This is a genomic window from Tardiphaga sp. (genome assembly GCF_028290495.1).
In the GTDB taxonomy this organism is placed as follows: domain Bacteria; phylum Pseudomonadota; class Alphaproteobacteria; order Rhizobiales; family Xanthobacteraceae; genus Tardiphaga.
The window spans coordinates 1-13,864 of the sequence record NZ_JAQGJT010000076.1 but is presented as its reverse complement, the minus strand read 5'-3'; the positions used below and the strand labels follow the sequence as shown (position 1 = coordinate 13,864).

Here is a 13,864-nt window from a genome sequence, read left to right as displayed (position 1 = left end):
TGCGGGTTTCCTCGAAGAACATGTGCTCGGTGCGGCACAGGCCGATGCCCTCGCCGCCGAACTTGATCGCGGTGCGCGCATCTTCCGGCGTATCGGCATTGACGCGAACGCCGAGCTTGCGGACGGCATCGGCCCAGCCCATCAGCGTGCCGAATTCGCCCGACAGTTTCGGCTCGATCATCGGCATGCGACCGGCCAGCACCTGGCCGATCGAGCCATCGATGGTGATGACGTCGCCGGCCTTGAAGCTGCGATTGCCGATGGTCATGGTGCCGCGGCCGTAATCGACGCGAATGGTGCCGCAGCCGGAGACGCAGGGCTTGCCCATGCCGCGCGCGACCACCGCCGCATGCGAGGTCATGCCGCCGCGGGTGGTGAGAATGCCTTCGGCGGCGTGCATGCCGTGAATATCTTCCGGCGAAGTCTCGATACGCACCAGAATGACGTTGCGGCCATCGGCCTGCAGCTTGGCGGCTTCATCCGAGGAGAACACGATCTCGCCGGAAGCCGCACCGGGCGAGGCCGGCAGGCCGGTGGCGATGATGTCGCGACGGGCGGAAGGATCGATGGTCGGGTGCAGCAGCTGGTCCAGCGACGCCGGATCGATGCGCGACACCGCGTCCTGCTGCGAGATCACGCCTTCATTGGCAAGTTCGACCGCGATGCGGATCGAGGCCTTGGCAGTGCGCTTGCCGTTGCGGGTCTGCAGCATCCACAGCCGGCCCTGCTCGACCGTGAACTCAAGGTCCTGCATGTCGCGGTAGTGCTTCTCGAGCTGCGTGTAGATCCGGGTCAGCTCATGGAACGCGTCCGGCATCGCGGCTTCCATCGAGGCCTTGTCGGAACCGGACTCGATGCGCGCGTATTCGGTGATGTCCTGCGGCGTGCGGATGCCGGCGACGACGTCCTCGCCCTGCGCGTTGATCAGGAATTCGCCGTACAGCTTGCTCTCGCCGGTCGAGGGATTGCGGGTGAAGGCAACGCCGGTGGCGGACGTGTCGCCCATGTTGCCGAACACCATCGCCTGGACCGACACCGCGGTGCCCCAGGATTCAGGAATGTCATGCAGGCGGCGATAGGTGATCGCACGCGCGTTCATCCAGGACGAAAACACAGCGCCGACCGCGCCCCACAACTGGGCATGCGGATCCTGCGGAAATTCCGTGCCGGTCTCGCGCGCGACGGCTTCCTTATACTTGGCAACCAGCGTCACCCAGTCGTCACCGTTGAGATCGGTGTCGAGCGTGTAGCCCTTGCTGTCCTTGTAGGTGTCGAGGATGTCCTCGAAATGATGGTGCTCGAAGCCCATCACGACATCGGAATACATCGTGATGAAACGACGGTAGCTGTCGTAGGCAAAGCGCTTGTCGCCGGACAGTTCAGCCAGCGCTTCCACGGTGATGTCGTTGAGGCCGAGATTGAGTACGGTGTCCATCATGCCGGGCATCGAGGCGCGGGCGCCGGAGCGCACAGAGACCAGCAGCGGGTTCTTCGGATCGCCAAAGCCCTTGCCGGTGATCTTGCCGACGGCGGCCAACGCCTTCTCGACCTGCGCCTGCAGGTCCTTCGGATAGGTCTTCTCGTTGGCGTAATAATACACGCAAACCGAGGTGGGGATGGTGAAGCCGGGGGGCACCGGCAGGCCGAGATTGGCCATCTCGGCGAGGTTGGCGCCCTTGCCGCCGAGCAGGTCGCGCAGACCGGCCTTGCCTTCGGCCTTGCCGCCACCGAACGAATACACCCACTTGCCGGCCTGGATCTTGTCGGCTACCGGCTTCGGCGCCGGCTTGCGCGCGACCGCCTTGCTCTTGCTGACGACGGGCTTCGTGCTGGCCGGGGCCTTCTTGCCGGCCACAGGCTTTTTGTTAGCTACAGCCTTTTTGTTAGCTACAGCCTTGGCGACAACCGCAGTCTTCTTCGGCGCCAGCTTCTTCGCCAAAACCTTCGGCGCGACCTTCGCGGCCTGCTTTGCCTTCGCTACGGGCTTCTTCGCGGGCTTGCTGGCCTTCTTGGCCACGGCCTTCCCCGGCTGCTTCAGCGCCTTGCGGGACGTCACCGGTGCGGCCTTCGTCGCCGACTTTGAAACCTTCTTCGCAACCGTCTTGGATTTGGCGGCGGCTTTCTTGGTCTTCGATGCGGTTTTAGCCATGACTTACAATCAATCCGCGAGAGGAAACGTGGGGAAAAGCTGCCGCCTTACACCACGTTTCGACGGGTTGGCGCAAGCCGAGCCGCGGTGGCGAGCTACGAAATGTGCAGCATTCTCAATACGCCGAGGCCGGCCAGACCGACGAAAATCAGATAGATCGCGACGATCAAGTTCAGCAAACGCGGCATCACGAGAATCAGTATGCCGGCAACAAGCGCGACAATCGGCTGGATATGGGCGGCCGTGAGGACCATGGGAGTCTCCTGAGATGGGGGTGGGTCGAATCGCTGCGGATTTTAGCCCGCGCACGGGTTCCCCGATACAGACGCCTGCCGGAACAAGGAGTTCCCTTATGTGGCGTGCACTGCCTTAAAATCCGGCATACGGACACCGACAAATTTCGGAACGATCACAAGCGCGCGGGATTGGGAGATGGCTGGAGGGCGAGCAGCCCGGCAACACCGCCGGGATCATCTCGAGGGAGATTTTTATGCGTACCCACATGATCGCGATCGCCGCACTGGCAGGCGCCCTGACGTCGCCGCTGGCGGCCCACGCGCAAAGCGAGACCACGATCGGCATTGCCCGCGGCGGCCATGCCATCATCGTCAGTGATGACGACCCCGACGGCATCACGCTCAACGAACGCCCGGCGTTTCGCGAATATGTCGTGCGCGAGCGCGTGCCTACCTACACTGTGCCGGATCGCGTCGTCGTTGGCACCACCCTGCCCGACGCCGGCATCACCTATTACGATGTTCCACAAAGCGTCGCGTCCACGCCGTATCGCTACACGGTGGTGAACGGTGAGACGGTGCTGGTCGAGCCGCGGACCCGACGCATCGTGCAGGTGATCGACTAGGCGACCTGTTGACGTCCTCCCGTGTCCCGACCCTCTGAAGCAGCACCACGTGTTGCTTCAGACTGTCGGGACGCGGAATGGTTAGTCCTGAATCTTCGAGAAATCCGCGACAGCGCGCGTGGCGGCACGGATTTCGTTGAGCAGCTTCAGACGATTCTCGCGCACGGCGGCATCGTCGTCGTTGACCTTCACCTTGTCGAAGAACGCATCGACCGCCGGCCGCAATATGGCCATCGCAGTCATGGCAGCAGCGAAATCTTCCTTCGCCACCGAAGCTGACGCTTCCGGCCCGACTTCGGCAATCGCCTTGGCCAGGGCTTTCTCTTCATCGAGCTTGAACAGAGCGGCATCCGGCACGCCGTCATAGGCGCGTTTGTCCTTCTTCTCTTCGATGCCGAGAATGTTCGACGCGCGCTTGACGCCCGCGCGAAGAGTCTTGCCGTCGTCCGTCTCGAGGAATTTGCCGAGCGCCTCGACGCGGCGAACCACCATCAGAAGGTCGTCCTGACCGCCCAGCGAGAATACCGCATCAACGAGATCGTGCCGCGCGCCCTGCTCGCGCAACTGGCCTTTCAGGCGGTCGGCGAAGAAGGCCAGGAGATCGGCAGGCTTGCTATCATCATAGCCCACCATCGTCTTTGCGTGCGACGCCGCGACAGTTTTCAAGTTCAGCCGCAAAGCGTTTTCAATGATCAGCCGGATCACGCCCAGCGCCGCTCGACGCAGCGCGAACGGATCTTTCGAGCCGGTCGGCTTCTCGTCGATCGCCCAGAACCCCACCAGCGTATCGAGCTTGTCGGCAAGCGCGACGGCGATCGAAACCGGATCGGTCGGCACGCGATCGGTCGGGCCCTGCGGCTTGTAGTGATCCTCGGACGCCTCGGCGACGGCGGCGTCTTCGCCTTGCGCCAGCGCATAGTACTTGCCCATCAGGCCTTGCAACTCGGGAAATTCACCGACCACTTCGGTCAACAAATCCGTCTTTGCCAGCTTGGCCGCACGGGCGGTCTTCGCACCGTCAGCACCGACCAAAGGCGCTATCTCGCCCGCAAGGCTGACGATGCGCGCGATGCGCGCTGCCTGAGTGCCAAGCTTTTCGTGAAACACGATCTGCTCGAATTTCGGCAGCCGGTCTTCGAGCTTCGTCTTCAGATCGGTCTCATAGAAGAACTTCGCATCCGACAATCGTGCGCGGATCACGCGCTCATTGCCCGCGATGATCGCAGTCCCGCCATCGGACGCCTCGATATTCGCGGTGAGGACGAAGCGGTTGGTGAGCTTCCCGGTCTTGGGATCGCTGACGACAAAACACTTCTGGTTGTTGCGGATGGTGGCGCGGATCACTTCGCCGGGGATCGTGAGGAAGGCCTCGTCGAACGTGCCCATCAGCACCACCGGCCATTCGACCAGACCGGAGACCTCGTCGAGCAGCACGGCGTCTTCGACCAGCTCAAAGCCCTGCGCGAAGGCCAGTTCCTTGGCGTCGGCGAGGATGATGTCCTTGCGGCGGGCGGGGTCGAGCACGACCTTGGCCGCCTGCAGCTTCGCCTCGTAGTCATCGAAACGCCGCACCGAAATTTCGGCGGGTGCGAGGAAACGGTGGCCCCGCGTGGTCTGGCCGGCCGTGATGCCATTGAGTTCGAACGGCACCACTTCCGGTTCTTCGGTATCGATGCCGAAAGTGGCGACGATGGAATGCAGCGGGCGCACCCAGGTCAGCGCGGTGGATTTCGCGGAGGCAGCCCCCCAGCGCATCGATTTCGGCCACGGGAAGGTGCGGATGATCAGCGGCAGGATTTCCGCCAGCACGTCGAGCGTCGGCTTGCCCGGCTTCTCGGTCAGCGCGATGTAGAAATCGCCCTTCGGGTCGCGCTGGATCTTGGCCTCGTCCAGAGAGTTGAGACCTGTAGCCTTCAGGAAGCCGGCGATCGCGGCCTCGGCGCCGCCGACGCGCGGCCCCTTGCGCTCCTGCTTGAGGTCGGACTGGCGCGCCGGAATGCCGTGCACCGTCAGCGTCAGCCGGCGAGGCGTCGCGAACGCCTTCGCGCCTTCATAGACGAGGCCCTCGGCGACCAGCCGGTCGGTGACCATCCGGCGCAGGTCTTCCGCCGCCTTGGCCTGCATGCGGGCGGGGATTTCTTCGGAAAACAGTTCGAGCAGAAGATCGGGCATCAGTTCGCCTCCCCACGCAAGGAGGGTGATGCAACGCCACCCGCTTCGGTATGCATCCAGGCCTCGCCGCAGGCCTTGGCGAGGTCGCGGACGCGGCCGATGTAGCTCTGGCGTTCGGTGACGGAGATCACGCCGCGGGCATCCAGCAGGTTGAAGACGTGGCTGGCCTTGATGCACTGGTCATAGGCCGGCAGCGCCATCAAATGCGCCTCGCGCTTGTCATTCTTCCAGCCGGCTTCGAGGTATTTCTTGCAGGCGCCCTCGGCCATCTTGAACTGCTCGAACAACATGTCGGCGTCGGAGTGCTCGAAATTGTGTCGGGAATATTCCTGCTCGGCCTGCAGGAAGACGTCGCCATAGGTGACTTTCTCGTCGCCCTCGCGGCCGTTGAAATTGAGATCGTAGACATTGTCGACGCCTTGCACATACATCGCCAGGCGCTCGAGGCCGTAGGTCAGTTCGCCGGCCACCGGTGCGCATTCGACGCCCGCGACCTGCTGGAAATAAGTGAACTGGCTGACTTCCATGCCGTCGCACCAGCATTCCCAGCCGAGACCCCAAGCGCCCAACGTCGGGCTCTCCCAGTCGTCCTCGACGAAGCGCACGTCATGCAAAGCGGTGTCGATGCCGATCGCCTTCAGCGAGCGCAGATAAAGGTCCTGCAGGTCCGGCGGCGACGGTTTGATGATCACCTGGAACTGGTAATAATGCTGCAGCCGGTTCGGGTTCTCGCCGTAGCGGCCATCCTTCGGCCGGCGCGACGGCTGCACATAGGCGGCCTTCCACGGCTTCGGCCCCAGCGCCCGCAGGGTGGTCGCCGGGTGGAAGGTGCCCGCGCCCATCTCCATGTCGTAGGGCTGCAGGATCACGCAGCCCTGATCAGCCCAGAAGCGCTGCAAAGCGAGGATGAAGCCCTGGAACGATCGTTCCGGGCGCATATGCGGGGGCAAGGAGTCGGTCACGTCAGGGGTCACGATCTCTGGATTCAAAGGGGCGGATTCACGGGGGCGGATTCACGCAGATCCGGCGCGCGGGACCGTATCGGCGGGGGGGCCGGGAATCAAGGCAATGCGGGCGCTTCCGGGCGTTAACCCCGCACTAACCACGCCGCGCGAGGCGGCCAGCGGGCCATTTGATCGTTAGGATTTGTCTTTTACCATCGGTGGTCCGACGGAACGAAAATCTCCGCCGGCGCTTGTTATGGCGAAGGTCAAGCGACGGAGACGGCGCCGAGACCACGGACCTCCAAGTCCTTCTGGATTGACTGCCAAACGTTTGCTCGCCGGTTTCAAGGATGGTGCCCCATCCTGGAACCGGCGCAAACATTTTGGGGGGTCTTTTTTGCGTTTTGGGGGACTTCAGCCTGGCCGGTAGGCGCCGGTCGCCGGGTCGCGGCGCAGGGTCTGGACCTCGTACGGTTCGGCGCGCTCCGTGACACGGGCGAGACGCGCTTCTTCGAGTTCGTGATTGATCCGCTTCGCGGTCCGGTAGGCCCAGCGGACGACGGCGGCGCTTCCCAGAGCTCCGGCTATGGCAACCAGCGGCGGCATCGCGCGATCCTTGTCGGTCATGTCCCACACCCCTCGATTGCAGTATCGCGCCGGCCAAGGCGTCCCGCAATTGACATTTGCGGGACCACGCCAGCTCAGAAGCCGAATTTGGCCCAGATCGCGCGCGTTTCCAGCGCCGAGATCAACTGCTCCGGCAGGCCCGACAAGCCGTCGAGCGACAGCTGCGCACCCGCGCCGGACTTGCGGCCGAGCAGGCTCGACAGCATCCCGGTCGGCTGCGCGATCACCGGCATCTGCACCTTGTCGCCGAAGCGGGCGCGCAGCACGGTACGCAGATCGCCGACCGCGTCGGCCAAGCCGAGTGCAATTCCGCTCTGGCCCGCCCAGTATTCCCCGGAGAACAGCACGTCTTCGGCGCCCTTCAACCTGGTGCCGCGGCTGCCTTTCACCAGCGCGATGAAGATCGCATGGATCTCGCGCTGCAGAGTCTTGATGCGGGCGACGTCGTCGGGGTTTTCCGGCAGGAACGGATCCAGCGTCGCCTTGCGCTCGCCTGCCGTATAGAGCCGGCGCTCAACGCCGATCTTGCGGATCAGTTCCTGGAACCCGAAGGTACCGCCGACCACGCCGATCGACCCCACGATCGAGGACGGATCGACGAAGATCTCGTCGCCGGCGCACGCGATCATGTAGCCGCCGGAAGCCGCGACATCCTCGACGAACACCAGCACAGGAAGCTTCTTCTCTTCGGCCAGATGGCGAATGCGCAGATAGATCTGCCGCGACTGCACCGGCGATCCGCCCGGTGAATTAATCACCAATGCGACCGCCTTGGCGTTCTTGGTCGCAAACGCCTTGTCGAGCAGCTTGGCCACGCCGGCCAGCGACAGGCCCGGCCGCAGCGGTGTCGCCGCCCCGATCACGCCGGACAGCCGCACCACCGGCACCACCGCCTCGCTCTTGCGGAGCCGGGCCGGCAGCAGCCCCTTCAGCGTCGTCATCAGGTTGGATTCGCTCATAGAGATTACCTCGATCTTAACCGTATTTTATCACGCAGATGGCATTGAACTCCAATGCGCTTCCGGCGTTTCCGATATTCCAGGGCCGAAGCGCCGCAGCGAGATAAAGCCATGAAAATCTATCTGCTCATGCTGATCATCGGCACGCTTCTCACGGCGATTCACTTCACGTCGACGCCGCAGAAGCGTTCCGAAACCCTGCCGCAGTAACATCTACTAGAAGGACAACACAGCTTGTCCTGACAGGACTTGCTGTATGTAGGGATCGGGTGCCCCCGTTTCATCCCGCAGATTGATGCCGGGATAAATCGCCGCAGGCGCCCTACCACCTTTTACGGCCCGCACGATGATCCGGATCGCCGGCTTTGCGGGATCGCCGTGCACCGGCAGTACCTTGAGGCTGCCGAACCCCTTCTCCAGCGCCGCCAAAACTTCGCCCAGCCCATCGCCGCGCCAGATCAGCGTCAGCGCGCCGCCGGAACGCAGCAGCCGTCGTGCGGCATGAGTCCAATTGTCCAGCGTGGCCGAGGTGGCGACATGCGCGACCTCGCGGGCCTTGTCCGGCGAGGCGCGATGGCGGATGGCGTCGTTGAACGGCGGATTCATCAGCACGACATCGACGCTATCCGGCGGCAGGCCGGCGGCCGCAAAGACGTCGGCCGGGGACGCGATGTCCATCGAGATCACGTTCGCGTCGATATGATTGGCGGCGGCATTGCCGCGCGCGAGCTGCGCCAGTTGTGGATCGATTTCGAGCAGCGTCAGAGCGACACCCTTGACGCACCATGCCAGCGCGAGGCCGGCTGTGCCGACGCCCGCGCCGAAATCCACCACGCGATCGCCCGGCTGCGCGGATGTCGCCGCCGCCAGCAGGATCGCATCGTGACCGGCACGGTGGCCGCTCGCCGGCTGACGCAGCCGCAATTGACCACCAAGGAACGCGTCATCGGTGGCATCCATGCCCGCAATTGAAAGACTCTCAGCCATTTTCACGCAACTCATGGGCGAGCCCGGCATCCTTCAACACCTGCCGCGCTTCCTTCGCATCATCCTCGTGCACCAGAATACGACGCGGGATGACGCCGACCGAGCCTTCGAGGATGCTCATGTTCTGATCGAGCACAAGATGATGGATATTGGCGCCGTCGAGCAGCGCGCCCACCGCGGACACCAGCACCACATCGTTGGTTCGCAGTAACTCACGCAAATTTACCGCTCCCTTGCATCCATCATGATGCGTTGTTGCCTATTGCCCGGGCCGGATGCCCTTGCCGCACCGGCCGGCAGTTTCTATTGTGCGTCCGACCTGATTTCAGGGCCGATTCAGTGACAGCGCCCTCGTTTCAACCTGAATTCGCCCTATTTGGACATAAGCGTCTTTCGGCGGCCAGTATTGGCCGCCCGGCAAGGCTCTCGCATTTCGGAGACTTACGCGTGGCGGTGATTGTACCCTTCGAGAGCCCCTCGACTGCATCGATAGATCAACTGGTGGGCCTTGTCGCGGCCGATATGGAGCGCGTCAACGCGACCATCCTGTCGCGCACGGGCTCGGAAGTCACCATGATCCCCGAGGTCGCCAACCACCTGATCTCGTCAGGCGGAAAACGGCTGCGGCCGATGCTGACGCTGGCGATGGCCAATCTCACCGGCTACAGCGGCGAAGGCCACATCAAGCTCGCCGCCGCCGTCGAGTTCATGCACACAGCGACCTTGCTGCACGACGACGTGGTCGACCAGAGCGAGTTGCGCCGCGGCAAACTGTCGGCGCGGATGCTGTGGGGTAACGAGGCCAGCGTGCTGGTCGGCGACTTCCTGCTCGGCCAGGCCTTCCGCATGATGGTCGAGGTCGGCTCGCTACGCGCGCTGGACATTTTGTCTTCGGCCGCCGCCACCATCGCCGAGGGCGAGGTGATGCAGCTCGCCGCCGCCAAGAACACCGCCACCACCGAAGACGAATATCTCGCCGTGATCCGCGGCAAGACGGCAGAACTGTTCGCCGCCGCCTGCGAAGTCGGTCCAGTGATCGCCAACCGCCCGAAGGCCGAGCAGACCGCGTGCCGCTCGGTCGGCATGAATCTCGGCATCGCATTCCAGCTCGTTGACGACGTGCTGGATTACGGCGGCAAGGCCGCCAAGCTCGGCAAGAACGTCGGCGATGACTTCCGCGAAGGCAAAATCACGCTGCCGGTGGTGCTCGCGTTCCGCCGCGGCAACGACGCCGAGCGTGCGTTCTGGGTCAAGGCCCTGGAGCGCGGCGAGATCGATGATGGCGATCTCGATCACGCCATTGGCCTGATGACCAAGCACCGCGCCCTCGAAGACACCATCCACCGCGCCCAGCATTATGGCGCGATGGCCGTCGATGCGCTCGCACTGTTCCCGCCGTCACCGATGAAAACCGCGCTCGAACAGGTCGTGGCGTTCTGTCTGGCAAGGTCGCACTGACGATCACGTAGCCCGGATGAGCGAAGCGCCATCCTGGGCAGCGTTTCAACGACAAGATAAAGTCCCGGATATCACTTCGCTCATCCGGGCTACGCCATTACGCTGACCAGCGTTCCTAGCTCAACGCCCCGGCATGCACCCACCACAGCGGATGCGCGAGCTGGATCGCTGCCGCTGCGCGTTGGGCGTCGGCGTCGTCCGCGAAGATCGCAAAGCAGGTCGCACCCGAGCCGGACATCCGGGCGAGCTGCATGCCCTCGGCGCCGCGCAAGGCGGACAGCACTTCACCGATCACCGGTTCAATCTTCAGCGCGGGGGCTTCGAGGTCGTTGGTTCCGGCGCTGAGCACCTTGATCCAGGTCGCGGCCGGGGCGCCCTCGCTTGGCCACTTCGGTGCCTTCAGCACGTCGGTGACGCCAACGCGGAGTTCGCCGTTCTTCAGGCCGAGTTCCCTGAACACGTCCTTCGTGGCGACCGGCACGCGCGGATTGACCATCACGCAAGGCAGTCGCGGCAGGGACAGCGGCATCAGATTGTCGCCGACGCCCGACATCACGCACGCCGCAGATTGCAGGCAGACCGGCACATCGGCGCCGGTGAGAAGTGCGACTTCGATCACGCGGGGATCGTCGAGTTCGATGTTGTTGGCGCGCGCCAGCAGCCGCAAGGCCGCCGCGGCATCGGCCGAACCGCCGCCGATGCCGGCGGCCACCGGCAGATGCTTGTCGAGCGCAAAGGCGCCGAATTGCAGCCCCTCGACGCGCTCGCCGAGCAGGTGCGCCGCCTTGATGACGAGATTGTCGGCGCTGTCGCCGCATTCTTGCGCGCGCGGACCGGTGGTCGCCAGCGCCAGATCGGCGCCCGGCGCAAACGTCAGGTGGTCCGCGCAATCCGCGAACGCCACGACGCTTTCCAGATCATGATAGCCATCCACGCGCCGGCCCATCACCCGAAGGGTGAGGTTGACCTTGGCGCGCGCGTCGTCCCCCAGCGCCGGCATATTCTATTCCCTCAAGCCTGTGATCAGCCGCCCTTGCCGTCTTCTTTTTTACGGTCGGCGGAAGCCGCGGCCGGCTTGGCGTCGTCCGGCAGGCCGTTTTCCATCTTGGCTTCGATCTTCGGCAGCTCTTCGGCTTCCGGCTTCAGATCCTTGGCGTGCTGCCACTGGAATTTGGCCTCCAGCGTGCGGCCGACGCGCCAATAGGCGTCGCCAAGATGGTCGTTGATGGTCGGGTCTTCCGGCTTGAGGTCGATGGCGCGCTCCAGCGTCTTCACCGCTTCCTCGTAATTGCCGATCCGGAAATAGGCCCAGCCCAGCGAATCGACGATGTAGCCGTCATCGGGGCGCTGATCGACGGCGCGCTTGATCATCTTCATGGCGTCGTCGAGGTTGATGCCCTGGTCGATCCAGGAATAGCCGAGATAGTTCAGTACGTGCGGCTGCTCAGGCTGCAGCTCAAGCGCCTTGCGCATGTCGCTTTCGGCCTTGGCCCACTGCTTGGAGCGTTCCTGGCAGATGCCGCGGAAGTAGTACGAAACCCAGTTCGGCTTGTCGCCCTGCGCGGCCTGCACATCGATGCCCTGGGTGTAGGTCTGCGCGCAATCGGCGAACTTCTTCTTGCCGCGCTCGATATTGCCAAGCGCCATGATGGCTTCGAGATCCTTTGGATCCTCGGCGGTGACGCCCTTGAGGATCTTGATCGCCTCCTCAGAGCGGTCGACGGCATCGAGATCGGTCGCCTGCTGGATCTGCGCATTGCGCTTCAGGGGCGAATTGGCCGGCACGCGCTCATAGACCTTGATCGCCATCGCCGGCTTCTTCACGGACTCGTACAGATCAGCGAGCGACAGCAGCGCCAGCGAATGGTCGGGCTTCAGGTAAAGCGAGAGCTGCAGATAGACCAGCGCCAGGTCCTCGCCGCCGCGGCGGGTGAGCGACGCACCGATGCCGTACAGCGCTTCGGCGGCGCCGGCCTGCGGGCTATCGACCAGCGGCGCCAGCTTCTTGCCGGCCTTGGTGTCGCGGATGCCTTCCAGCACCAGCGGATGGCGCGCCAGCTTGGCGTTGAAGTTCTGGTAAACGGCCTGCGCCGCGGCGTCGTCTTTGTGGCGCGACTGCCAGCGCGCATAGGCATCGGCGACACGCAGCGCGGAATCGTCGAGCTTGTAGGCGCGCTCAAGGCGGGTGCCGGCGTCCTTCTGCTTGCCCGCGAGATCGAGCAGCAAGCCGGCATGCAGGTCTTTGAAGATCGGATACCATTCCGGCCCGACCAGCTTGTCGATATTGGCAATCGCGGTCTTGCTGTCGCCGGCGCCGAAGCTGGCCCAGCCGGCCAGCAGCGTGGCGACGAGATCGGTGATCGGGCCGCGCACCGACTGGTTGATATTGCTTTGCGCCGCCGTGTATTTCTTCAGCTTGAGGTCACGGACACCGACGACCAGACGCGCGACTCGGTTCGACTTGTCGATCAGCAGAATGCGGTCGGCGAGCTTCACGGCTTCCTCGATGTCGCCATCGGCAAGCGAGGAGATGAAGGCGCGGTCGAGCAGTTCATTGTTCTTGGGGTCGGTACGCAGAGCCGAGCGGTAAAACGCCGCGGCCGACGTGGCGTCACGCTCGACGCTGGCGTGACGGGCGGCGAGATAGCTGCCGGCGGTGGTCAGCGACTTAAGGTCGATCTTGGAAGGAAACTGCGCCGAGCTGTCGCCGGTGTGGTCGGGCGTCTGCGCCAACGAAGGCAGCGGCGACGCGATCACGGCGAAAGCGGCGGTGGCGAGCATCAGGCGATTGAATCGGTTGGAAAACATGGGGTACGCCGAGCTCCAGAAATGACGGGCAGGATGGACGTGCAGGCTATGACGAGCAGTATCGGCTGCGCGGCGGGACGGCAGCACAAGCCGCCGACAATGCCGCGTTTGACGCCCAATCGCAAGGATCGGGCCGCCCGCCGAGGATCACCGGCGACACCGCTGATCCCCCGGCGAAATGCCGCGGAGATCACGATCATCCCTGAAAACGCTGGTTCTGTGGCGGCATCGTGACGCCCGGCGCGCCGGACGCTCACGCCATCGTGCTTGGCGGCGGTTACATCGCCTCGTAGTTCGGGCCGCCGCCGCCTTCCGGCGGAACCCAGGTGATGTTGCCGTTGGGATCCTTCACGTCGCAGGTTTTGCAGTGGACGCAGTTCTGCGCGTTGATCTGGAAGCGCGGTCCGGTGCTTTCCTCGACCCACTCATAGACGCCGGCCGGGCAGTAGCGGTTCGACGGACCTGCGAAGACGTCGTGCTCCGAGGTCTTCTGCAATTCCATGTCAGCGACCTTGAGGTGGATCGGCTGATCTTCCTCATGGTTGGTATTCGACAGGAATACCGAGGACAGGCGATCAAAGGTCAGCTTCCCGTCCGGCTTCGGGTAGGCAATCGGCTGGTAGTCCTTGGCCGGCTTCAGCCCCTTGCGGTCGGGCTTGGCATGCGACTGGGTGCCGAACAGCGAGAAGCCGAACGTGTTGCACCACATGTCGAAGCCGCCCAGCGCGTTGCCGAGCAGCGTGCCGAACTTCGACCACAGCGGCTTGGCGTTGCGCACCGGGAACAGATCCTTGCCGATCGACGATGCGCGCCAGCCGTTTTCGTACTCCACCAGCTCGTCGTTGGCGCGGCCCGCCGCCAGTGCAGCCGTGACATGTTCGGCCGCCTGCATGCCTGA

Annotated in this window: 13 protein-coding genes; 2 read left to right on the top strand and 11 right to left on the bottom strand. The window is 63.9% G+C overall.

Annotated elements, in window-relative coordinates:
* Both ppdK and JWQ24_RS13825 read right to left on the bottom strand, forming a co-directional pair.
* The coding region (gene ppdK / locus JWQ24_RS13830) for a pyruvate, phosphate dikinase (RefSeq protein WP_299808795.1) at positions 1-2,149 on the bottom strand (2,149 nt) is incomplete at its 3' end.
* Between the two features lie 95 nt (positions 2,150-2,244).
* Complete coding sequence (locus tag JWQ24_RS13825) at positions 2,245-2,403, bottom strand: DUF3096 domain-containing protein (RefSeq protein ID WP_299808792.1); 159 nt, start codon at positions 2,401-2,403, stop codon at positions 2,245-2,247.
* Between the two features lie 236 nt (positions 2,404-2,639).
* Here JWQ24_RS13825 and JWQ24_RS13820 point away from each other — a divergent pair, with 236 nt between their 5' ends.
* The gene (locus JWQ24_RS13820) at positions 2,640-3,011 is read left to right on the top strand and encodes a DUF1236 domain-containing protein (RefSeq protein WP_299808789.1); all 372 of its coding nucleotides are present in this window, start codon (positions 2,640-2,642) and stop codon (positions 3,009-3,011) included.
* Positions 3,012-3,092: 81 nt separating this feature from the next.
* On the opposite strand, the gene glyS is transcribed toward JWQ24_RS13820, so the two are convergent.
* The 6 genes from glyS to JWQ24_RS13790 form a co-directional block, all read right to left on the bottom strand.
* Positions 3,093-5,183, bottom strand: a complete 2,091-nt coding sequence (gene glyS, locus JWQ24_RS13815; RefSeq protein WP_299808786.1) for a glycine--tRNA ligase subunit beta — start codon at positions 5,181-5,183, stop codon at positions 3,093-3,095.
* Positions 5,183-6,145, bottom strand: a complete 963-nt coding sequence (locus JWQ24_RS13810) for a glycine--tRNA ligase subunit alpha (RefSeq protein WP_299808783.1) — start codon at positions 6,143-6,145, stop codon at positions 5,183-5,185. The genes glyS and JWQ24_RS13810 overlap by 1 nt, the downstream gene beginning before the upstream one ends.
* Positions 6,146-6,541: 396 nt before the next feature.
* Positions 6,542-6,733 (bottom strand): hypothetical protein, encoded by a 192-nt coding sequence (locus JWQ24_RS13805; protein ID WP_299808799.1) that lies wholly within the window; start codon positions 6,731-6,733, stop codon positions 6,542-6,544.
* Positions 6,734-6,828: 95 nt separating this feature from the next.
* Entirely contained in the window at positions 6,829-7,695 is an 867-nt protein-coding gene (locus tag JWQ24_RS13800; RefSeq protein WP_299808797.1) for a S49 family peptidase, read from the bottom strand.
* A 234-nt stretch (positions 7,696-7,929) separates the two neighbouring features.
* Positions 7,930-8,700: a methyltransferase gene (locus tag JWQ24_RS13795; RefSeq protein WP_299808780.1), complete on the bottom strand. Its 771-nt coding sequence runs from the start codon at positions 8,698-8,700 to the stop codon at positions 7,930-7,932.
* Entirely contained in the window at positions 8,693-8,920 is a 228-nt protein-coding gene (locus JWQ24_RS13790; protein WP_299808777.1) for a DUF2007 domain-containing protein, read from the bottom strand. The genes JWQ24_RS13795 and JWQ24_RS13790 overlap by 8 nt, the downstream gene beginning before the upstream one ends.
* 227 nt (positions 8,921-9,147) lie before the next feature.
* Here JWQ24_RS13790 and JWQ24_RS13785 point away from each other — a divergent pair, with 227 nt between their 5' ends.
* Positions 9,148-10,158 carry a polyprenyl synthetase family protein gene (locus JWQ24_RS13785; protein WP_299808774.1) on the top strand — a complete coding sequence of 337 codons (1,011 nt, stop codon included), beginning with the start codon at positions 9,148-9,150 and terminating at the stop codon, positions 10,156-10,158.
* A 115-nt stretch (positions 10,159-10,273) separates the two neighbouring features.
* Here the strand turns inward: JWQ24_RS13785 and JWQ24_RS13780 are convergent, their stop codons facing one another.
* From JWQ24_RS13780 to JWQ24_RS13770, 3 genes are all read right to left on the bottom strand, one after another.
* The gene (locus JWQ24_RS13780; RefSeq protein WP_299808772.1) at positions 10,274-11,158 is read right to left on the bottom strand and encodes a 4-(cytidine 5'-diphospho)-2-C-methyl-D-erythritol kinase; all 885 of its coding nucleotides are present in this window, start codon (positions 11,156-11,158) and stop codon (positions 10,274-10,276) included.
* 23 nt (positions 11,159-11,181) lie between these two features.
* Positions 11,182-12,966 carry a tetratricopeptide repeat protein gene (locus tag JWQ24_RS13775; RefSeq protein ID WP_299808770.1) on the bottom strand — a complete coding sequence of 595 codons (1,785 nt, stop codon included), beginning with the start codon at positions 12,964-12,966 and terminating at the stop codon, positions 11,182-11,184.
* A gap of 277 nt (positions 12,967-13,243) precedes the next feature.
* On the bottom strand, positions 13,244-13,864 hold a 621-nt coding region (locus JWQ24_RS13770), incomplete at its 5' end, for a 4Fe-4S dicluster domain-containing protein (RefSeq protein WP_299808768.1).

What these genes read in the sequence shown, in the direction of transcription:
- JWQ24_RS13825 (WP_299808792.1), bottom strand. Translation starts at nt 2,403, where the DNA reads ATGGTCCTCACGGCCGCCCATATCCAGCCGATTGTCGCGCTTGTTGCC.
- JWQ24_RS13820 (WP_299808789.1), top strand. Translation starts at nt 2,640, where the DNA reads ATGCGTACCCACATGATCGCGATCGCCGCACTGGCAGGCGCCCTGACG.
- glyS (WP_299808786.1), bottom strand. Translation starts at nt 5,183, where the DNA reads ATGCCCGATCTTCTGCTCGAACTGTTTTCCGAAGAAATCCCCGCCCGC.
- JWQ24_RS13805 (WP_299808799.1), bottom strand. Translation starts at nt 6,733, where the DNA reads ATGCCGCCGCTGGTTGCCATAGCCGGAGCTCTGGGAAGCGCCGCCGTC.
- JWQ24_RS13800 (WP_299808797.1), bottom strand. Translation starts at nt 7,695, where the DNA reads ATGACGACGCTGAAGGGGCTGCTGCCGGCCCGGCTCCGCAAGAGCGAG.
- JWQ24_RS13795 (WP_299808780.1), bottom strand. Translation starts at nt 8,700, where the DNA reads ATGGCTGAGAGTCTTTCAATTGCGGGCATGGATGCCACCGATGACGCG.
- JWQ24_RS13780 (WP_299808772.1), bottom strand. Translation starts at nt 11,158, where the DNA reads ATGCCGGCGCTGGGGGACGACGCGCGCGCCAAGGTCAACCTCACCCTT.
- JWQ24_RS13775 (WP_299808770.1), bottom strand. Translation starts at nt 12,966, where the DNA reads ATGTTTTCCAACCGATTCAATCGCCTGATGCTCGCCACCGCCGCTTTC.